The sequence below is a fragment of the Kitasatospora sp. NPDC028961 genome (genome assembly GCF_055564815.1).
In genome coordinates this window covers 37,859-57,034 of record NZ_JBVHVO010000037.1, presented here as the reverse complement: position 1 = coordinate 57,034, position 19,176 = coordinate 37,859, and the positions used below count along the sequence as shown (strand labels likewise).

General features: G+C 75.3%; 15 protein-coding genes. 8 read left to right on the top strand and 7 right to left on the bottom strand.

Annotated elements, in window-relative coordinates; all coding sequences use genetic code 11:
- The first annotated feature begins 42 nt into the window (after positions 1–42).
- From ACZ4UX_RS34515 to ACZ4UX_RS34505, 3 genes are all read left to right on the top strand, one after another.
- Entirely contained in the window at positions 43–1,227 is a 1,185-nt protein-coding gene (locus ACZ4UX_RS34515; RefSeq protein WP_465709529.1) for a thiolase family protein, read from the top strand.
- A 239-nt stretch (positions 1,228–1,466) separates the two neighbouring features.
- Positions 1,467–5,093, top strand: a complete 3,627-nt coding sequence (locus tag ACZ4UX_RS34510) for a SpoIIE family protein phosphatase (protein ID WP_465709528.1) — start codon at positions 1,467–1,469, stop codon at positions 5,091–5,093.
- 173 nt (positions 5,094–5,266) lie between these two features.
- On the top strand, positions 5,267–5,713 hold the full coding sequence (locus ACZ4UX_RS34505) for a nuclear transport factor 2 family protein (protein ID WP_465709527.1): 447 nt from the start codon (positions 5,267–5,269) through the stop codon (positions 5,711–5,713).
- Positions 5,714–5,737: 24 nt separating this feature from the next.
- Here the strand turns inward: ACZ4UX_RS34505 and ACZ4UX_RS34500 are convergent, their stop codons facing one another.
- The 3 genes from ACZ4UX_RS34500 to ACZ4UX_RS34490 form a co-directional block, all read right to left on the bottom strand.
- Positions 5,738–6,805 carry an S-adenosylmethionine:tRNA ribosyltransferase-isomerase gene (locus ACZ4UX_RS34500; protein WP_465709526.1) on the bottom strand — a complete coding sequence of 356 codons (1,068 nt, stop codon included), beginning with the start codon at positions 6,803–6,805 and terminating at the stop codon, positions 5,738–5,740.
- Positions 6,802–7,554 carry an SDR family NAD(P)-dependent oxidoreductase gene (locus tag ACZ4UX_RS34495; protein WP_465709525.1) on the bottom strand — a complete coding sequence of 251 codons (753 nt, stop codon included), beginning with the start codon at positions 7,552–7,554 and terminating at the stop codon, positions 6,802–6,804. Before ACZ4UX_RS34495 ends, ACZ4UX_RS34500 begins: the two co-directional genes overlap by 4 nt.
- 72 nt (positions 7,555–7,626) lie before the next feature.
- The gene (locus ACZ4UX_RS34490) at positions 7,627–8,688 is read right to left on the bottom strand and encodes a pseudouridine synthase (protein WP_465709524.1); all 1,062 of its coding nucleotides are present in this window, start codon (positions 8,686–8,688) and stop codon (positions 7,627–7,629) included.
- A gap of 121 nt (positions 8,689–8,809) precedes the next feature.
- On the opposite strand from ACZ4UX_RS34490, the gene ACZ4UX_RS34485 reads away from it, so the two are divergent.
- The 3 genes from ACZ4UX_RS34485 to ACZ4UX_RS34475 all read left to right on the top strand — a co-directional run bounded on the left by ACZ4UX_RS34485 (position 8,810) and on the right by ACZ4UX_RS34475 (position 11,420).
- On the top strand, positions 8,810–9,901 hold the full coding sequence (locus tag ACZ4UX_RS34485) for a PP2C family protein-serine/threonine phosphatase (RefSeq protein ID WP_465709523.1): 1,092 nt from the start codon (positions 8,810–8,812) through the stop codon (positions 9,899–9,901).
- Between the two features lie 137 nt (positions 9,902–10,038).
- Positions 10,039–10,434 (top strand): DUF3224 domain-containing protein, encoded by a 396-nt coding sequence (locus tag ACZ4UX_RS34480; protein WP_465709522.1) that lies wholly within the window; start codon positions 10,039–10,041, stop codon positions 10,432–10,434.
- Between the two features lie 191 nt (positions 10,435–10,625).
- Positions 10,626–11,420 (top strand): DUF5995 family protein, encoded by a 795-nt coding sequence (locus ACZ4UX_RS34475; RefSeq protein WP_465709521.1) that lies wholly within the window; start codon positions 10,626–10,628, stop codon positions 11,418–11,420.
- A 45-nt stretch (positions 11,421–11,465) separates the two neighbouring features.
- On the opposite strand, the gene ACZ4UX_RS34470 is transcribed toward ACZ4UX_RS34475, so the two are convergent.
- Entirely contained in the window at positions 11,466–12,905 is a 1,440-nt protein-coding gene (locus ACZ4UX_RS34470; RefSeq protein ID WP_329486545.1) for a GuaB1 family IMP dehydrogenase-related protein, read from the bottom strand.
- 285 nt (positions 12,906–13,190) lie between these two features.
- Between ACZ4UX_RS34470 and ACZ4UX_RS34465 the strand changes: the two genes are divergently transcribed.
- Together ACZ4UX_RS34465 and ACZ4UX_RS34460 are read left to right on the top strand one after the other, a co-directional pair.
- Positions 13,191–14,714 carry an SDR family NAD(P)-dependent oxidoreductase gene (locus tag ACZ4UX_RS34465; RefSeq protein ID WP_465709520.1) on the top strand — a complete coding sequence of 508 codons (1,524 nt, stop codon included), beginning with the start codon at positions 13,191–13,193 and terminating at the stop codon, positions 14,712–14,714.
- Between the two features lie 71 nt (positions 14,715–14,785).
- A complete protein-coding gene (locus ACZ4UX_RS34460) occupies positions 14,786–15,241 on the top strand; it encodes a nucleotide triphosphate diphosphatase NUDT15 (protein WP_329486546.1) in 456 nt (151 codons plus the stop codon).
- A gap of 135 nt (positions 15,242–15,376) precedes the next feature.
- On the opposite strand, the gene ACZ4UX_RS34455 is transcribed toward ACZ4UX_RS34460, so the two are convergent.
- Genes ACZ4UX_RS34455 through ACZ4UX_RS34445 form a run of 3 tightly spaced genes read right to left on the bottom strand, consistent with a single transcriptional unit; the run spans position 15,377 to position 18,809 of the window.
- Positions 15,377–17,605, bottom strand: a complete 2,229-nt coding sequence (locus ACZ4UX_RS34455) for an ABC transporter permease (RefSeq protein ID WP_465709519.1) — start codon at positions 17,603–17,605, stop codon at positions 15,377–15,379.
- Positions 17,602–18,288 (bottom strand): ABC transporter ATP-binding protein, encoded by a 687-nt coding sequence (locus ACZ4UX_RS34450; RefSeq protein WP_329486548.1) that lies wholly within the window; start codon positions 18,286–18,288, stop codon positions 17,602–17,604. The genes ACZ4UX_RS34455 and ACZ4UX_RS34450 overlap by 4 nt, the downstream gene beginning before the upstream one ends.
- Positions 18,285–18,809 carry a PadR family transcriptional regulator gene (locus ACZ4UX_RS34445; protein WP_329486549.1) on the bottom strand — a complete coding sequence of 175 codons (525 nt, stop codon included), beginning with the start codon at positions 18,807–18,809 and terminating at the stop codon, positions 18,285–18,287. Before ACZ4UX_RS34445 ends, ACZ4UX_RS34450 begins: the two co-directional genes overlap by 4 nt.
- Between the last annotated feature and the right edge of the window lie 367 nt (positions 18,810–19,176).

Here is a 19,176-nt window from a genome sequence, read left to right as displayed (position 1 = left end):
GGCCCGACCGCCCGGAGCCCCTCGCAGAGGAAGGCGGCCGTCATGCGTGACGCCGTAATCGTCGAAGCTGTCCGCACCCCCATCGGCAAGGGCAAACCGGGGGGCTCGCTCTCCGCCGTCCACCCGGTGGAACTGCTCGCGCACACCCTCCGGACCCTGGTCGGACGCAGCGGGATCGACCCGGCCCTGGTCGACGACGTGATCGGCGGCTGCGTCGACCAGGTCGGCGAGCAGGCCATGAACACCACCCGCTACGCCTGGTTGGCGGCCGGCCTGCCGGAGTCCGTCCCGGCGACCACCGTGGACCGGCAGTGCGGCTCCTCCCAGCAGGCCGTCCACTTCGCCGCCCAGGGCGTGATCGCGGGCGCGTACGACCTGGTGGTGGCCTGCGGCGTCGAGTCGATGAGCCGGGTGCCGATGTGGTCCAACGTGCCGCCCGGCGCGGACCCGTTCAGCGCCGCGATCAACGCCCGCTACCCCGGCGGGCTGATCCCGCAGGGCGTCAGCGCCGAGCTGATCGCCGCCAAGTGGTCCGTCACCCGGGAGGCGATGGACGCCTTCGCCCTCGACTCGCACGCCAAGGCCGCGCACGCCCACGCCGCCGGCTGGTTCGAGGCGGAGCTGGCCCCGGTGCCGACGCCCGCCGGGATCGTCACGAGGGACGAGTCGGTGCGTCCGGGCAGCACACCCGAGGTGCTCGCCGGACTGCGGCCCTCCTTCACCGACCCCGCCATGGCCGAGCGGTACCCGCAGATCCAGTGGTCGGTGACGCCCGGCAACAGCAGCCCGATCAACGACGGCGCCTCGGCGGTGCTGATCACCAGCAGCGAGACGGCCGCCCGGCTGGGCCTGCGCCCGCTGGCCCGGCTGCACTCCTTCGCGGTGACCGGTTCGGACCCGCTGCTGATGCTCACCGGCGTGCTCCCCGCCACCGAGAAGGTGCTGCGGCGGTCCGGGCTCTCGCCGGCGGACATCGACCTGTTCGAGGTGAACGAGGCGTTCGCCTCGGTGGTGCTGGCCTGGCTCCAGGAGACCGGGGTCGAGCCGGCCAAGGTCAACGTGAACGGCGGCGCGATCGCGCTCGGCCACCCGCTCGGGGCGAGCGGCACCCGGCTGATGACCACCCTGGTGCACGCGATGCGCCGGCGCGGCGCGCGCTACGCCCTGCAGACCATGTGCGAGGCGGGCGGCCTGGCCAACGCCACCGTCCTGGAGGCGCTGGACTGACCTCGCGGGACCGACCGCGGTGGCGCGCCCCCGTCCCGCCCCGAGCGGCCGGGGCAGGGCGGGCGGCAGCGCCCCGGCGGAGTGCGCGGGGCGGGGGTGCGGGGGCCGTGGGAAGATGGCAGGGCTGGCAGAAACGATCTCCGGGCGGTTCTCTGGCCATGGTGAACGAGCAACGTGATACCGGCGGCTCCGAGGGGCCGCGCCCGGGCGCCGGGGGGTCGCGTCAGGACGCCCTGCTGATGGTCCCGATCGCGACCGCCCTGATCGAGGCGGACGGGCGGATCCTGCACTGGAGCAGTGACGCCGAGGCCTTGCTCGGTTACAGCGCCGAGGAGGCGATCGGCTCGCTGGCCGCGCAGCTGCTGGCCACCGACGACCAGCGGCCCGAGGTCCTGGAGCTCTTCCAGGAGATCGTGGACGGGCGCGGCTGGTCGGGCGTCTTCCCGGTCCGGCACCGGGACGGCCACTACGTGAACCTGGAGTTCCGCACCCACCCGATCTCCGGCCCCGGCGGCAGTCCGCTGGTGCTGGCCGTCGCGTCCGACGTCACGACGCTGCGCCGGATCCAGGCGGACCTCGCCGTCCTGGACGGGTTCTTCACGCAGTCCCCCGTCGGCATGGCCGTGTACGACAGCCGGCTGGCCTTCGTCCGGCTGAACGACGCACTGGCCCGGGTCAACGGCCTGCCCGCCGAGGCGCACCTGGGCCACCGCCTCACCGAACTGCTGCCCGGCATCAACGGCGCCGAGAGCGAGGAGGTGATGCGGCAGGTGCTGGAGAGCGGGGATCCGGTCGTGGACGCCCGCTCGCACGGCCGCACCCCCGGCGACCCGACGCACGACCACGCCTGGTCGGCCTCCTACTTCCGGCTGGAGGACCCGGGCGGCGAGGTCCTCGGGGTCAGCTCGACGCTCATCGACATCACCGAACGGTTCCGCGCGGACGCCCGGGCCGCCCGCGCCCAGGAGCGGCTGGCGCTGCTCGTCGACGCCACCGCCTCCATCGGCACCACCCTGGACCTGCGGCAGACCGCCCGGGAGCTGGCCGACGCGATGGTGCCCAGGGTCGCCGACATCAGCGGGGTGTTCGCGCTGGAGGCCCTGGTCGCCGGGCGCACCGTGGAGCCGCTCGACCCGTCCGTCCCGCACCTGGTCCGGCGGCTGGCGCTCGCCACCACCGACCCGCTCTACCCCGCCGAGGCGCTGCCGGTGGACTCGGTGTACGAGCTGTCGCCGGACTCCCCGTACGGGAGGGCGCTGGCGACCGGGCGGACGGTGGTGACGCCGTCCTGGGAGCTGCCGCCGCTCAGTTCGGCGATCACCGAGAGCCGCCGACAGGCCTACCTCGGCGACCGGCCCCGCTCGGTGCGGATCACCCCGCTGGTGGCGCGCGGCACCACGCTCGGCATGGTGGTGTACTCCCGGCGCGGCGAGCGGGAGGCGTTCGCCGAGGCGGACATCACGCTCGGTGACGAGCTGGCCTCGCGAGCCGCCGTCGCCATCGACAACGCCCGGCTCTACCTGCGCCAGCACCAGACGGTGCTCGCCCGCCAGCAGGCGCTGCGCGAGGCGAAGGCCGCGCAGGAACGGCTGGCCCTGGTCAACGTCGCCTCGGCGCGGATCGGCACCACCCTCGACCTGGCGCAGACCGCGAAGGAGCTGGCCGAGGTCGCGACGCCGCGGCTGGCCGACACCGTGGTGGTGGAGGTGCTGGACGACCTGGTGCGCGGCGAGCGCGAGGTCCGCGCCCCGGCGGACGGCTCCGCCGTGCTGCGCCGGATGGCGTTCCACTCGGCGCACGGCTCGACGCTGGAGCCGATCGACCGCACCGGCGGGGTGCAGCGGTTCGCGCCCGGCTCGCCGTACGCGTGGAGCCTCGCCCACCGCAAGCCGGTGCTGGTGCCGCGGATGGACGAGGAGGGGATGGCCTGGTTCGCCGACGACCCCGTCCGCACCGCGGCCGCGCGGGAGCAGAACGTCCTCTCGTTCATGGTGGTGCCGCTGATCGCCCGCGGCTCGCCGGTCGGCGTCGCCGCCTTCTACCGGACGGTGGTCGAACGACCCTACGAGGACGACGACCTGGCGCTCGCCGGGGAGCTGGCGGTCCGGGCGGCCGTCTCGATCGACAACGCGCTGCTGTTCACCCGGGAGCGCGACGCGGCCGCCGCCCGCCAGCGCGCCCTGGACGAGGCCTGGGCGGCCCAGCAGCGGCTCTCCCTGCTCAACGAGGCCAGCACCCGGATCGGCACCACGCTCGATCTGCACCGCACCGCCGAGGAGTTGGTGGAGGTGGTGATCCCGCGGTTCGCCGACTTCGTCACCGTCGACCTGCGCGACGCGGTGCTCGGCGGCGAGGACCCGAGCCCGGTGCCGGACGACGGCTCCGTCCTGATGCGGGCGGTCGCCGTCGGCGAGGCCGGCCCGGACGGCACCATGGCGGCCGCCGCCGACCAGGTGGGCGCCACCTCGCAGTCCGCCCAGGTGTACGCGCAGAGCCTGCGCACCGGCCGGTCGATCCTGGTCTCGGAGGTGGACGAGACGGCGCTGCGCGGAATCGTGGCCGCGCCGGACCGGGTGCAGCCGGGCCTGGACGCCGGGGTGCACTCCTATCTGATGGTGCCGCTGCTGGCCCGCGGGATGGTGCTGGGCGGCGCGGAGTTCCTGCGGACCAGGAACCCGGTGCCGTACGGGCCGGCGGACCGCGCCCTCGCCGAGGAGCTGGCCGCGCGGACGGCGCTCGCGATGGACAACGCCCGGCTCTACCGCCGCGAACGGGACACCGCACTCACCCTGCAGCGCAGCCTGCTGCCGCAGGAGATCCACCGCGCGATCGGCCTGGAGATCGCCTACCGCTACCTGCCCAGCAGCGTGGTCAGCGAGGTCGGCGGCGACTGGTTCGACATCGTCCCGCTCTCCTCCGGCCGGGTCGCGCTGGTGGTCGGCGACGTGATGGGCCACGGCATCCGGGCCGCCGCCACGATGGGCCAGCTGCGCACCGTGGCACGGACGTTGATCACCCTCGACCTCGACCCGGAACGGGTGATGCACCGGCTCGACGAGGCCACCGCGGAGATCGGCGAGGGCCAGTTCGCCACCTGCGTCTGCGTGATCTACGACCCGGTGGACCGGCGCTGCACCGCCGCCTGCGCGGGCCACCTGCCGCCGGTGGTGGCCGACGCCGACGGCCGGGCCCAGCTGGTCGAACTGCCCCCGGGCGCGCCGCTCGGCGTCGGCGGGGTCCCCTTCGAGAGCATCGAGTTCACGCTCCCGGAGGACGGCATCCTGGCGCTCTACACGGACGGCCTGGTCGAGCGCCGGGGCCGCGACCTCGACGAGGGCCTGGACCTGCTCTGCCGGACCGTCGGCGACCGGCACCGCACGCTGGAGCAGACCTGCGACGCCGTGCTCGCCCAACTCACCGGCCGCACCAGCGAGGACGACATCGCGATCATCCTGGCCCAGGCCCGGCCGACCGGCACCGACCGGATCGCCACCCTCTCGCTCAGCGACGACCACGCGATGGTCGCGCACTCCCGCCGCTTCACCCGAGAGACGCTGACCGGCTGGGGCCTGGGCGCGCTCGCCGACTGGACCGAACTGCTCACCAGCGAGCTGATCACCAACGCGCTGGTGCACGCCGGATCCCCCGTCCAGCTGCGGCTGTTCCACAACCGGGTGCTCACCGTGGAGGTCGCCGACCGGGACAGCGAGTCGCCGCGGATCCGCCGCGCCCAGGAGGAGGACGAGGGCGGGCGCGGCATGCACCTGGTCAACGAACTCGCGCACCGCTGGGGCACCCGCCGCACCCGGGAGGGCAAGGTGGTCTGGTTCGAGCTGGAGCTGCCGCCCGGCAGCCGGCCCTGGTAGCTCCTCCCCCGGCCGCGCACCTGCCCCGGCCTGGTACGACAACCGATCCTTGTCGCCGCCCTCACCGGGTTGTTGGCCCGCCCGGCGGCCGGGCGGTTGGCTTGGTCCCACAGGACGGCGCGGCCGGGCGAGGGGCCCGGCGACCGTCCCGGACCGCAACCCGAGGAGCCGTCGTGAACCGAGCCGTCGTGAACCGAGCCGTCGTGAACCCGCTGGACCCCCGCGCCGTCGTGGAGCGCTACGTCAGCGCCATCGCCGAGGGCGACCTGCCCACCGCGGCGGCCTCGTTCGCCGAGGACGCCACCTGGTCCTACCCGGGCGACCTGCCGCTGTCCGGGGTCTGGCGCGGCCGGACCGCCATCCTCGACGACTTCCTCGGCTCGGTGGGCACGCTGTTCGCGCCCGGCACCCCGCTGGAGGTGACGCTGACCGGTCTGCTCGCCGACGGCCCGCAGGTGGTCGCCGAGTGGACCGCGCGGGGGACGGCGGCCAACGGCGCCGCGTACCACAACCGGTGCCTGGGCGTCTTCACCGTCGAGAACGGCCTGATCACCGCCGTCCGCGAGTACCTCGACACCGACCACGCGGCGCGCACGCTCTTCGCGCCCGCGACCGGCTGACGGCCGGCCGCCGCCCGGCCGGGCCTAGTCCGGCAGCAGCAGGTTGACGTCGCCGAACTCGTGCCACAGGTAGCGCTCGTGGACGGCCGCCGCGTAGCAGCGTTCGAGCAGCGGCCGGCCGGCCACCGCGGCGAGCATCAGCAGATGGGACGCCCGGGGCTCGTGCCAGCCGGTGAGCAGGCCGTCCACCGCGCGCACCCCGCGCTCGGGGGTGACCACCAGTTCGGTCCAGCCCTCGGCCTCCCGGACGCTCCCGTCCGGCCCGACCGCCGACTCCAGGGCCCGGACGGCGGTGGTGCCGACCGCGATCACCCGCCCGCCACCGGCCCGGACGTGGCCGACCAGCCGGGCCGTGGCGGCCGGTACCCGGAACCACTCGGCGTACGGCGCCTCGTGCGCCTCCGGCGAGGCGACACCGGTGTGCAGCGTGATCGGCGCGACCAGCACGCCCCGCCCGGCCAGCCGGGCCACCACCCCGGCGGTGAACGGCCGGGCGGCGCTGGGCATCTCGCTGCTGCCCGGAACGGTGGCGAAGACCGTCTGATAGGCCTCGATCGGCCAGTCCCGGTCCACGTAGCCGTACCGGATCGCCTTGCCGTGGCGGCCCAGGTAGGCCACCAGCGGTTCGGGCAGGGCGAGTCGGGCGTGCCAGAGCCGGGGCGTGAACGCCTCGACCAGGTCGGCCGCGGCGCCGCCCGGCAGCCCCACCCGTAGCCCCGGCCGGGCCGGGGACTCCTCCGGCGGCCAGAAGGCGGCCGCCGCGCCGGGGGCGGGGCGGCGCAGCTCGACCAGGAAGGCCCCGCGCCGGTCCGGCCGGGCCGAGGAGAGGTGCAGCGCCACGGGGGTGCCGTCGGCCAGCCGGCCGGGCAGCGCGGCGGGCAGGGTCGCCGAGTTGTTCACCACCAGGAGGTCCCCGGGGCGCAGCACCTCGGGCAGCTCGGTGAAGCGGCGGTGCCCGACGGCCGGCCCGCTCCGGCGGCCGACCAGCATCCGCACGCCGTCGCGGGCGGTGCCGCGCGCCTCCGCCGGGGCCCGGGCGGAGAGTTCGGGCGGGACGGTGACGTCGATCCCGGGGTCCGCGGCGGCGGTCATCGCGCGGCCCGCGCACCTGCCGGGAGGTGCGCGGCACGGTAGCGGCCGGAGGGCCGGCTGCCGCCCACCAGGGCGAGCAGCGCGGGCACCACGGTCTCGGGGAGCGGCTCGCCGGAGATGTCCTCGCCCGGGCAGGCGTCCTGGTACATCCGGGTGCGCATGCTGCCCGGGTCCACCGCCCAGACCCGCACCGCCTCCTCCTCCCGGGCCAGCACGGCGGAGGCCTGGTCCATTGCCGCCTTGCTGGCGCCGTAGCCGCCCCACCCGGGATAGGCCTCGACGGCCGCGTCCGAGCTGATGTTCAGGACGGCCCCGCCGTGCCGGCGCAGCTGGGGCAGCACGAGCTGGGTGAGCGCGATCGGCGCCAGGGCGTTGACCTCGAAGGTCTCCAGCAGATCGGGCAGCGGGACGTCGGCGAGGCGGGGCAGCGGGACGTCGGTCGTGTCGGAGCCGTTGAGCGTGCCGGCGTTGTTGACCAGGAGCCGTGCTCCGCCGAGGCCGGCGGCCGCCTCGGCGAGGCGGGCCCGGTGGCCGTCGTCGACGACCGAGCCGGCCGGTGCGACCACCGTGGTGACGGCGGCGAGTTCGGCCTCGACGGCGGAGAGTTCGGCCGCGTCGCGGGCGGTGATCACCAGCTGCCAGCCGTCGGCGGCGAGCGCCCGGGCCAGCGCCCGGCCGAGGCCGCGCGAGGCACCGGTGACCACGGCGACGGGGGCGGCGGATCCTGCGGTGTGCTGAGGTGCGTTCATGGCACCACGATCGCTCCGGGGCGGTCCGGTGCGGATCGGCCCGCAGGCCGGGGGGCCGGTGGTCCGTTCGGCCTAGATCGCCGGACCGAGGCCCGGGCCGTGGTCCCGGTCCCGGTCCCGGTCCCGGTTGGTGTCCCTGTCGGAGCCCCGGTCCGGGTCCCGAGCCGGACGGGGTGCGGGGACCGGCGCGTCGGCGGCCGCCCAGGACTGCGGATCGGCCCAGGCGGCCAGGGTGCGGCGGGTCTCGAAGCGGTGCGGCCGGCCGGTCAGCGGGTCGGTGAACTCGACCACGGAGGCGAGCAGTTGCAGCGGCCGGCGGAAGTCGTCCGGGGCCGGCTCGGGCAGCACCACCGGGTACACCGGATCCCCCAGGATCGGCACCCCGAGTCCGCTCATGTGCAGCCGCAGCTGGTGGGTGCGCCCGCTGAGCGGCCGCAGCCGGTAGCGGCCCAGACCGTCCCGGTGCTCGACCAGGTCGATCCGGCTCTCGCTGTTGGGCGGGGCGTCCAGCTCGCGCGCCGCGATCACGCCGCGCTCCTTGACGATGTGGCTGCGGACCGTACGGGGCAGCGCGAGCGCCGGATCGTGCGGGGCGACGGCCTGGTACTCCTTGCGCACCAGCCGGTCCCGGAAGAGCGTCTGGTAGGCGCCCCGGTCCTCCGGCCGCACCACGAACATCGCCAGGCCCGCCGTCAGCCGGTCCAGCCGGTGCGCCGGGCTGAGCGCGGGCAGGTCGAGCCCGTGCCGCAGCCGGGAGAGCGCCGTCTCGACGACGTGCCGGCCGCGCGGGGTGGTGGCCAGGAAGTGCGGCTTGTCGACCACCACCAGGTGGTCGTCCCGGTACAGCACCTCCAGCTCGAACGGGACGGGGACCTCCGCGGGCAGGTCCCGGTAGAGCCAGAGGTGACCGGCGGGGCGGAACGGCTCCTCCGGCCCGATCGGGCCGTCCACGCCGACGATCTCGCGCCCGCGCAGCAGCGCGTCGATCCGCGCCGGGTCGACGGTCGGCAGCCGCTCGGCCAGGTAGGCGCGCACCGTCGGCCACGGCCCCTCGGCGGGCAGCCGCAGGTGCACCGGGTCCACCCCGCGGCGCTGCGGGAGGGGTGCGGTCGGTGCCTTGCGCTTGCGTCTCATCTCACCGCCACCCTAACCGGGGCCACCGCGGCTCCCGGGGCCCGGCCGGATGCCCGAGGTGCCGGGGACGGCCGGGCCGGTGGAGAGTGGACAGTGGGCCCCGCCCACCGGAGGTGTACGCGTGACCAGAGACGGCCCGGAGGACGCGCTGCCGGCGTTGCGCCTGCCCCGGCGGGCCAAGCGGCTGCTCGGCTGCGCGTTCCTGCTGCTGGTCGCGGCCGTGGTGGCCGACCTGATCACCGGGCCGGGGACGACGCTCTCCCCCGTGCTCGCGGTGGCGCCGATGCTGGCGGGGGCGATCACCCGCTCGGCCCGGGTACCCCTGTTCGCCGGGGCGGTCGCCACCGCCGCCGTGGTGCTGCTGGAGCTCAGCAACAGCGGGCTGCCGCTGTCCGTGCACCTCGCCGCGCTGATCACCGTCCTGGCCGCCACCCTGGCCAGTGCCGCCAACGTCGTCCTGGTGGCGGCCCGGGAGCGCGAACTCACCCAGGTCCGGACGGTGGCCGAGGCGGCGCAGCGGGCGCTGCTGCGCCCGCCGCCGGAGCGGATCGGACCACTGCGGGTGGCCGTGCGGTACGCCGCCGCGGCGGCCGAGGCCCGGATCGGCGGGGACCTCTACGAGGTGGTGGACACCCCGCACGGGATCCGGATCCTGCTGGGGGACGTCCAGGGCCACGGGCTCCCGGCGGTGGAGACCGCCACGGACGTGCTGGGCGTGTTCCGGGAGGCCGCGCGGACCGAGCCCGACCTGGTCCGGGTGGCGGAGCGGCTGGACGCCGCGCTGTCCGAGCGCCGGGTCAACGAGCGCTTCGCGACCGCCTTCCTGCTGGACGTGGCACCGGCCGGCGGGCCGGCCCGCTTCGTCAACTGCGGGCATCCGCACCCGCTGCTGCGCCGCGCCGGCCGGGTGACCGAGCTGGCTCCGCCGCTGCACGCCCCGCCGCTGGGCCTGCTCGGGCTGATCGGCGGGCACTACCGGGCGGGCGGCTTCGAGCCGCTCCCGGGGGACCTGCTGATCCTCTACACCGACGGCGTCTCGGAGGCCCGCGACACCGCGGACCGGTTCTACCCGCTGGCGGAGCGGCTCGCCGCGCTGCCGGCGACCGGCCCCGGGGACGTCCTGGACGCGCTGCTCGCCGAGGTGGGCGACTGGGTCGGCGCCGCCGGGCCGACCGACGACGCGGCGCTCCTCGCCCTGCGCTGGGAGCAGTGAGCGCTGTCCGGGAGCGGTGAGCCCCGGCCTGGGTGCGGTGACCGCCCGCCGTCCGGGCCGTTGTCGGTCCCCCGTGCCAGGCTGTGGACGCGACCGGCGCGGTGCCGGCCGAGCAGCGGCGTCGAGGGGACAGTGCCATGGGCCGGAGCACGCACGGATCGTTCCAGCTGACCGCCTTCGAGCCGGAGGAGACGGACGAGCAGCCGGGCGCCACGCTCGGCCGGATCCGGATCACCAAGGAGTTCACGGGCGGCCTGACCGGCAGCAGCGTGGTGCGGATGCTCTCCGTGCTGGACGGCGCGGGCGGACCGGCCGCGTACGTCGCGGTGGAGCGGTTCACCGGCGAGCTGGACGGGCGCAAGGGCTCGTTCGTGCTCCAGCACGCGGCGCCGGGCAGCCAGGGCGAGCCGCTCGCCATCCGGGTGGTGGCGGGCACCGGGGCGGGTGAGCTGGCCGGGATCACCGGCACCTTCGAGCTGTCGGTGGACGACGAGGGCGGCCACACCTACGCCCTGGAGTACGAGCTGGGCTGACGGCACCGGGCGCCCACCGGCCCGGCCTCCGCGCGGCGCCCGACCGTTCACCCGGGCCGCTGTCACGATGATGCGATCAGTGCACGATCGACATCGGAGGGTGACGCATGCCCGGTACGGCGGCCTCGGTGACGGGGGCTCCAGCGACGGTGACGGCGGCAGGGGCACCGGCAACGCGGAGGGTCGACGAGGTGCTCGGCCGGCTGCGGGCGATCGGGGCCGGACTGCCCCCGGACGACGGCGTGGCGGTGTTCAACCGGATGTACCTCACCGTCACGGACGCGGTGCGCCGCCGACTGGCGCGCCCGGAGCGCTCACGCGGCGCCCCGGACCGCCCCGGCCGCCCGTACTTCGCCGACCCGGCCGGGATGGCCGAGCTGGACGTCGTCTTCGCCGGGCGCTACCTGCTGGCCCTGGACGCCGAGGCGGCCGGGCGGCCGGTACCGGCCTGCTGGCGGCCGCTCTTCGCCCTGCGGGCGCACCGGGGCGTGCACCCGCTGCAGTTCGCGCTGGCCGGGATGAACGCCCACATCCAGCACGACCTGCCGCTCGCCGTGCTCGACACCTGCCGGCGGCTCGGCTGCGGGCCCGAGCGGCTCGCCGGGGACTACCACCGGGTCAACGACCTGCTGGCCGGGGTGGAGACGGCCGTCCGGGAGCAGCTGATGCCCGGGCCGGACGCCCTGGAGCGGGCCGAGCCGCTGACGCACCTGCTGGGCACCTGGTCGGTCGACACCGCCCGCGACGCGGCCTGGGCGACCGTCCGCGCGCTCTGGCAGCTGCGCGGCGTGCCGTCGGCCGCCGCGGCGCTCGCCGCCGCGCTGGACACCTCGGTCGGCCTGCTCGGCCGCGCCCTGCTCACCCCGCTCGGCCCGGACCGGCCCGGCGCCGGGGGCGCGGCACCCCCGGCGGACGGGCCGCCCGCTCCCGAGCGGCCGACGGCCGGCCGGCTCCCCGTGGCGAGGAACCGGCCGGCCGTCGGTTGACCGTGCGTCGGGCGCCTGGTCCCTACTCGGTCTGGACCTCCGCGATCAGGCCCAGCTGGAGTGCAGCGGCTTGCCCTCGGCGTAGCCGGCCGCGCTCTGGATGCCGACCACGGCCTTCTCGTGGAACTCCTCCAGGCTGGAGGCGCCCGCGTAGGTGCAGGAACTGCGCACCCCGGCGACGATCGAGTCGATGAGGTCCTCGACGCCCGGGCGGGCCGGGTCGACGAACATCCGGGAGTGCGAGATGCCCTCCTCGAAGAGCGCCTTGCGGGCGCGGTCGTAGGAGGAGTCCTGCGACGTGCGGTTGCTCACCGCGCGCGCCGAGGCCATCCCGAAGCTCTCCTTGTACTGGCGGCCGTCGGCGGTGGTCTGCAGGTCGCCCGGGGACTCGTACGTCCCGGCGAACCAGGAGCCGATCATCACGTTGGACGCGCCGGCGGCCAGCGCCATCGCGACGTCGCGCGGGTGGCGGACGCCGCCGTCGGCCCAGACGTGCTTGCCGAGCCGGCGGGCCTCGGCCGCGCACTCCAGGACGGCGGAGAACTGCGGCCGGCCGACGCCGGTCATCATCCGGGTGGTGCACATCGCGCCGGGGCCGACACCGACCTTGAGGATGTCGGCGCCCGCCTCGACCAGGTCGCGGACACCGTCGGCGGAGACCACGTTGCCGGCCACGATCGGGATCCGCGGGTCGAGCCCGCGCACCGCGCGCAGCGCGCTGATCATGGACTCCTGGTGACCGTGCGCGGTGTCGACCACCAGCACGTCGGCGCCGGCCTCGATCAGCGCCTTGGCCTTGCCGGCCACGTCGCCGTTGATGCCGACGGTGGCGGCGACCCGCAGGTGGCCCCGCGCGTCGACGGCCGGGGTGTAGAGGGTGGCGCGCAGCGCGTTCTTGCGGGTCAGGATGCCGACCAGGCGGCCGTCCGCGTCGACCACCGGCGCGAGCTTGCGGTGCGCCTCGGTGAGCTTGTCGAAGGCGGCGCGCGGGTCGATGCCCTCCTCCAGCAGCAGCAGGTCGCGGGACATCACGTCGGCGAGGCCGGTGAAGCGGTCGACGCCCTGGCAGTCGGAGTCGGTGACCACGCCGATCGGCTTGCCGTCCTCGACCACGACCAGCGCGCCGTGGGCGCGCTTGTGCAGCAGCGAGAGGGCCTCGGCGACGGTGGCGCCCGGGGCCAGCGTGATGGCGGTGTCGTGCACCAGGTGGCGCTGCTTGACCCAGCCGATGACGTCGGCGATCACCTCGGTCGGGATGTCCTGCGGGATGGCGACCAGACCGCCGCGGCGGGCCACGGTCTCGGCCATCCGGCGGCCGGCGATGGCGGTCATGTTGGCCACCACCAGCGGGATGGTGGTGCCGGTGCCGTCGTTCGAGGAGAGGTCGACACCCTGCCGGGAGCCCACGGCGGAGCGGCTGGGGACCATGAAGACGTCGTCGTACGTGAGGTCGTACGAGGGCTTGAGGTCGTTCAGGAAGCGCATGAAGGAAGGGCTCTCTGGCTGGGAGAAGGTACACCTCGGGTGCGGTTGCGGCGAGGCCGCCGGGCGCACTCGGGCGCCCGGCACCCAACGTTCGATTCTCCGGCACGGGGCGGCCAAAAGCCAGTTCGACCCCGATCGCTGGCACAGTGCACAACACATGATCAGCAGCGCGGGCCCCGACTTGGAGCTTCCTCCAAGTGATCGCCTTTTCGCCCCGGCCAGGGCCGCTCCCGTAGCATTCACGCGGTAACGGCGAGGCAATCCAGGAAAGCGGCAGCGGGCATCATGACGGCGGGCGTGGACATCGAGCAGGGCATCGAGCAGGGCGGCGGCACGGAGGTCAGCACCGAGGAGGAGATCGACTACGGTCCCGGCCTCGACCCCGAGCGGCTCCGGCTCTGCCTGGACGTGATCGCCGAGCTGGACCAGCTGCACGTCGACCACCCGGACGCGATCACCGTCCGCCAGGCCGTCGGCGGCATATTCCGCACGCTCAAGCAGCGCCGCCGCCAGGAGACCCGGGCCCGCAAGACCGCGAACGACCGCGAGGTCACCGCCCGCACCGCCACCGGCGCGCCCAGCCGGATCGACGACGAGACGGCCGGCGCGTTCGGCCTGACCACCGTCACCACCACCGAGATCGCCGGCATCCTGGAGCGCCCGCGCTCCTGCTACACCTGCAAGCAGCGGTACGTCGAGGTGGACGCGTTCTACCACAACCTCTGCCAGACCTGCGCGGTGAAGAACCGCGCCCGCCGGGACGCCCGCGCCGACCTCACCGGCAAGCGCGCGCTGCTCACCGGCGGCCGGGCCAAGATCGGCATGTACATCGCGCTGATGCTGCTCCGCGACGGCGCGCACACCACCATCACCACCCGGTTCCCCAACGACGCCATCCGCCGCTTCACCGCGATGCCGGACAGCGCCGACTGGCTGCACCGCCTGAAGATCGTCGGCATCGACCTGCGCGACCCGGCCCAGGTCCTGGCGCTGGCCGACGAGGTCGCCGCCGACGGCCCGCTGGACATCCTGATCAACAACGCCGCGCAGACGGTGCGCCGTCCGCCGGAGTCGTACCGCGAGCTGGTCAACGCCGAGTCCGCGCCGCTGCCGGCCGGCGAGCTGCCGCAGTCCACCACCATCGGCCGCTTCGGCAGCGGCAGCGTGGACCTGCCCGCGCTGCCCGCCCAGGCGACCGGCGTCGGCGAGCGGATCTCCGCCGAGGACGTCACCTCCCTCGCCCTGGTCACCGGCTCCGCCACGCCCGCCCGGATCGAGGCCGGCACCGCGATCGACGCCGGCGGGCTGGTGCCCGACCTCGCGCCCACCAACAGCTGGGTGCAGACGGTCAACGAGGTCGGCCCGGTGGAGCTGCTGGAGGTCCAGCTCTGCAACTCCACCGCGCCGTTCATCCTGATCAGCCGGCTGCGCCCGGCGATGGCCGCCTCGGCGTCCCGCCGCAAGTACGTGGTCAACGTCTCCGCGATGGAGGGCGTCTTCGCCCGCGGCTACAAGGGCGCCGGCCACCCGCACACCAACATGGCCAAGGCCGCGCTGAACATGCTCACCCGCACCAGCGCGCAGGAGATGTTCGAGTCCGACGGCATCCTGATGACCGCCGTCGACACCGGCTGGATCACCGACGAGCGCCCGCACCCGGACAAGATGCGGCTGGCCGACGAGGGCTTCCACGCCCCGCTCGACCTGGTCGACGGCGCGGCCCGGGTGTACGACCCGATCGTCCGCGGCGAGCAGGGCGAGGACCTCTACGGCTGCTTCCTGAAGGACTTCGACCGCGCCGCCTGGTAGGCCCCACCGTCCGGTGGACCCCGCCGTCCGGTAGACCCCGCCGTCCGGTAGACCCCGCGAGGAGGACCGAGTTGACCACCGCACCGCTGATCGGCGCCGGCGTGATCGTGCCCACCGGTGACGGCCGGGTGCTGCTCGGCCACCGGATCACCGCCGGCGAGCCGCCCACCTGGAGCCTGCCGGGCGGCAAGGTGGACGACCCGGGCGAGTCCTTCGAGCAGGCCGCGGCGCGCGAACTCGCCGAGGAGACCGGCATCGTGCTGCCGGCCTCGGCGATGCGGGTGCTCGCCGTGCTGCTCGACCACGAGCTCGGCCGCCCCCGGCTGACCGCGGCCGTACTCGCCCCGCCGAGCCTGGCCGCGGCCCTGGTCACCGAGCCGCACGCCTGCGCGGGTTGGGAGCGCGTCGCGATCGACGCGCTGCCCGAGCCGATGTTCTACCCGTCGGCGCTGGTCCTCGGCAGCTGGCTGCCGCACCTCCCCCCGGTGATCCGGGCCGGGACGCACGCGTACCCCGTCGCCGGGTAGGGCGACGGGGTACGCGGCCCGGGCGGGCCTGCCGCGGGCGGGTTCGGCGGTGGGCAGTTCGGCGGTGAGCAGTTCGGCGGTGAGCGGGCCAAGCCGTGGGCGGGTCGAGCCGTGGGCGGGCCGGCTGAGGGCGGGTCAGCCGTTGCGGGCCGCCTCCGGGCCGGTCAGCCGCCTCAGCAGCGGGAGCGTCGAGGCGATGATCCCGAGCGAGGCCGCCAGCCCGAGCGCCACCAGCGCGAAGTACACCGCCCCCGGTGACACCAGGTCGTAGTGCATCTGCGACCTGAGGAACATCGCCGCCGCCCCGAACCCGGTGCCGGTCGCGATCACCGACACCACCAGCAGCGGCAGCGCGCTCTCCAGCCCGACCACCCGTCGCAGCAGGCCGAGCGGCGCCCCGGTGAGCCGCAGCATCGCGAACGGGCGCCGGCGGTCCGAGAGGCCCGCCACCACGCTGACCGCGAGGCTGCACCCGGCGATCGGCAGCGTGGTCAGCAGCACCACGTTGGCCAGCTGCCGCCAGCCGGCCAGCTGCTTCTGCTGGCTGGAGCCCCAGTCGCCGACCGTCCGCGCCCGGTACTGCGGGTACGCCTCGGTCAGCAGGGTGCGGGTCCGCTCCATGGCCGCGACGGAGCCGTCGGTGGACACGTAGACGTTGCGCACCGGGAGCGCGGCCGCCTCCTCGGCGGAGACCGGCGCGGCCGGCCACTCGTGCGCGGCATTGGACCTCAGGTCCAGGAAGGCCCACTGCGGGACACCCGCGACGCTCGCACCGGCCGGGCAGTGGCCGGCCACCGGGGTCTGCGCGAGGTCGCCGCAGAGCACCAGGCTCGGGGAGAAGCCGGGCCGCTCGCCCGGCTCGGCGCCGAGCGCCCGCGGGTTGTCGTGGCCCACCGCGAGGCCCCGGAACCCCGGCACCGCCCGGAGGTCCGCCAGCAGTCGCTCCGGCAGCGCGTCCGTCATCGGCGGCTCGTCGACCATCGCGCCGTGCTCCACCACGACCCGGGTCTGCGGATCCCCGCTGAGCGCGCCGCGGTTCTCGTTGATGGTGCCGATGATGCAGACCGTGGCCGTGGTGACGAAGAGGGCGAGGACGAGCCCGGCGACCGAGCGGAACCCGGCCTTGGGGTCGTCCGCGAGCCGCCGCACCGCGATCAGGGTGGCCGGGCGGCTGGTGCGGGCGGCGACGGCCCGGGCCGCGACCATGGTGAGCCAGGGCCCGGCGACCACCAGCCCGAGCATGATCAGCAGGAAGCCGGTCAGATAGGCCGCCGTCTGCTGGCCGGTGGTGTCCGGGTGGCGGTTCACGAAGAAACCGAGCTCGGCGAGGCCGGCCAGCAGCGGGACCAGCCGCCAGTGGGTCGGCGGCCCGGGGGTGACCCGGCGGGTGACCCCCAGCGGGGAGACGGTGACCCGACGCAGCGCCAGCCGGGCCGCGACCGCCGCCGCCACCGGAACGCCGACGGCCACCGCCACCGCCTGGAGCGGGGTGAGCGTCAGGTCGTCGAGGAAGAACCGGTCACCGGTGAACGGGACGGTCGCCACCAGCGGGCGCAGCGCCAGGTGGAGGCCGAAACCGAGGACGGTGCCGACGGCGGCGGCCACCGTGGACTCGACCGCCGAGATCAGCGAGATCTGCCCCGGGGTGGCGCCGACCAGCCGCATCGCCGCGTAGCGCTGCTCGCGGGTGGCGGCGGAGAGCCGGGTGGCGGTGCCGATGAAGACGACCACCGGGAAGATCAGCGCCCCGGCCACGACCGAGAGGATCAGCGTCATGGCGTCGCCGCGCGTGCCCTGCCCCGGGCAGTCGTTGCCGCAGCTGGGCGGCAGGGCGGTGGCGATGGTGGTGACCTGCCGCGCCCCCGGCACGGTCGCGATCTCCGCCGCCGTCCGGCCCGCGACCACGAACAGGGAGTCCGGGGAGGGCAGCGCCGCGTCGCCGAGGATGCCGGCCGGCCGGCCGGGGAAGCGGTCGCCCAGCTCGCCGGCCGGGGTCCTGCGCAGCAGTTCGGCCAGCGCGGGCGAGACGTAGTACTCCCCGGGCGCGGGCACCGCGTCGAGCCCCGGCGGGACGGGCGCCGTCGGCCCGGTGGCGGCGACGTCGACCCGCAGGATCTGCTCGCCGTCGTAGTAGTCCCCGTGGGCCCACCACCAGAGCGGGTCCACGGGGGCCGTCTCGGTCCGGCTCGCCGCGCCGGTGTTGGTCCACACGGCCCGGTCGTTGGCCCGGCCGACGGCGTTGATGCTCGCCAGCGTGGAGAGCAGCAGACCGACGCCGATCGCCACGGCGGCGGCGATGACGGCCAGCCGGGCCAGGGCCTCCCGCCCGCCGCTGACGGCGAGGCGCAGCGCGAAGGCGATCATCGGCCCACCGGGTCCGCCGAGAGCGAGGTGGCCCGGCCGTCGCGCACGATCGCCTCGCGGTCGGCGTAGGCGGCGACCCGGGGCTCGTGGGTGACCAGGATGACGGTGGTGCCCTGCTCGCGGGCCGCGCCGACCATCAGCTCCATCACCTGCTCACCGGTCAGCGAGTCCAGCGCGCCGGTCGGCTCGTCGGCGAACAGCACCCGGGGGCGCGCCACCAGGCCGCGGGCGAGCGCGACGCGCTGCGCCTGACCGCCCGACAGCTCACCGGAGCGGCGCTTCCCCAGGCCGTCCAGCCCCAGCCGGGCGAACCAGGGCCGGGCCTCGGCCAGCGCCGCCGCCCGCCGGGTGCCGCTCAGCAGCAGCGGCAGCGCGACGTTCTCCTCGGCGGTCAACTCGGGGACGAGCTGGCCGAACTGGAAGACGAAGCCGAACCGGTCGCGCCGCAGGGCGCTGCGCCCGGCCTCGTTCATGGTGTCGATCCGCTGCCCGTCGAACAGGACCTCGCCGGAGGACGGGGTGAGGATGCCGGCCAGGCAGTGCAGCAGCGTCGACTTGCCGGAGCCGCTGGGGCCCATGATCGCGAGCACCTCGCCGGCGCCGACGGCCAGGCTCGCGCCGCGCAGGGCCGGGGTCTCGCCGTAGGCGAGCGTGATGTCGCGGGCCTCGATCAGCGGCGTCATGACCGCACCGCCTCGGCGAGCGCGTCCAGGCGGGCGGTGGTCAGGTCGATCCAGCGCAGATCGGCCTCCAGGTGGAACAGCCCGTGGTCGGCGAGCAGGGCGTCGACCAGCTCGCCGCCCCGGCGCAGCTCGGTGAGTTCGCGCATCCGCCGCAGGTGGGCGGCGCGCTGGGTGTCGAGGTACACCTCGGCGTCGCGGCCGAGCATCAGGGCCAGCACCACCTTGGTGAAGAGCACCGTCTGCAGGCTGGGCTCGGGCGCGACGGGCTCGGTGAGCCAGTGCTCGAACTCCGTCACACCTGCCTCGGTGATCACGTAGCGCTTGCGCTCGGGGCCGTCGCCGGGCTCGGCCTCGCCGGGCACCACCTTGCCGTCCCGGGCCAGTCGGCCGAGCGTGGCGTAGACCTGGCCGTAGGGCAGGGGCTTGCCCCGGCCGAAGAAGGTGTCGTAGTCGCGCTTGAGGTCGTAGCCATGGCTCGGCTCTCGCTCCAGCAGCCCGAGAAGGGTCAGGGGAACACTCATAGGAGGACCATACACCCGACGTATACTCCGAGTGTATAGCTGGCGAGAATACGGCTCCGAGCTGCGAAGACGCTGATCCGTTGGAGGAAATCGGCCTCCCGGGAACCGGCGGGGCGGTGAGCGGGAGGCGGCCCCGCACCGCCTCCCGCGCCACACCGGTGGCCCGACCTGCCCCCACAGCGGGCCGGGCCGACCGCGTCCCGACACCTCTCGGACGCGGCACCCACCAGCCTGCCCCGGCCACCCCTCCCCCGCCGAGGGCCGAACGTCCCGGTCGCGCGGCGGGCCCCGGTCCTGACGGCCGGTCGGCGGGCGGGCGCCGCGGTACGAGCGCGCACGACTCTTGTGCCGCGGCCGGAGCGGAGGG

Excerpts from the sequence above, each read along its gene's own strand:
- ACZ4UX_RS34515 (WP_465709529.1), top strand. The coding sequence starts at position 43 with ATGCGTGACGCCGTAATCGTCGAAGCTGTCCGCACCCCCATCGGCAAG.
- ACZ4UX_RS34510 (WP_465709528.1), top strand. The coding sequence starts at position 1,467 with ATGGTCCCGATCGCGACCGCCCTGATCGAGGCGGACGGGCGGATCCTG.
- ACZ4UX_RS34500 (WP_465709526.1), bottom strand. The coding sequence starts at position 6,805 with ATGACCGCCGCCGCGGACCCCGGGATCGACGTCACCGTCCCGCCCGAA.
- ACZ4UX_RS34495 (WP_465709525.1), bottom strand. The coding sequence starts at position 7,554 with ATGAACGCACCTCAGCACACCGCAGGATCCGCCGCCCCCGTCGCCGTG.
- ACZ4UX_RS34490 (WP_465709524.1), bottom strand. The coding sequence starts at position 8,688 with ATGAGACGCAAGCGCAAGGCACCGACCGCACCCCTCCCGCAGCGCCGC.
- ACZ4UX_RS34480 (WP_465709522.1), top strand. The coding sequence starts at position 10,039 with ATGGGCCGGAGCACGCACGGATCGTTCCAGCTGACCGCCTTCGAGCCG.
- ACZ4UX_RS34470 (WP_329486545.1), bottom strand. The coding sequence starts at position 12,905 with ATGCGCTTCCTGAACGACCTCAAGCCCTCGTACGACCTCACGTACGAC.
- ACZ4UX_RS34465 (WP_465709520.1), top strand. The coding sequence starts at position 13,191 with ATGACGGCGGGCGTGGACATCGAGCAGGGCATCGAGCAGGGCGGCGGC.
- ACZ4UX_RS34455 (WP_465709519.1), bottom strand. The coding sequence starts at position 17,605 with ATGATCGCCTTCGCGCTGCGCCTCGCCGTCAGCGGCGGGCGGGAGGCC.
- ACZ4UX_RS34450 (WP_329486548.1), bottom strand. The coding sequence starts at position 18,288 with ATGACGCCGCTGATCGAGGCCCGCGACATCACGCTCGCCTACGGCGAG.
- ACZ4UX_RS34445 (WP_329486549.1), bottom strand. The coding sequence starts at position 18,809 with ATGAGTGTTCCCCTGACCCTTCTCGGGCTGCTGGAGCGAGAGCCGAGC.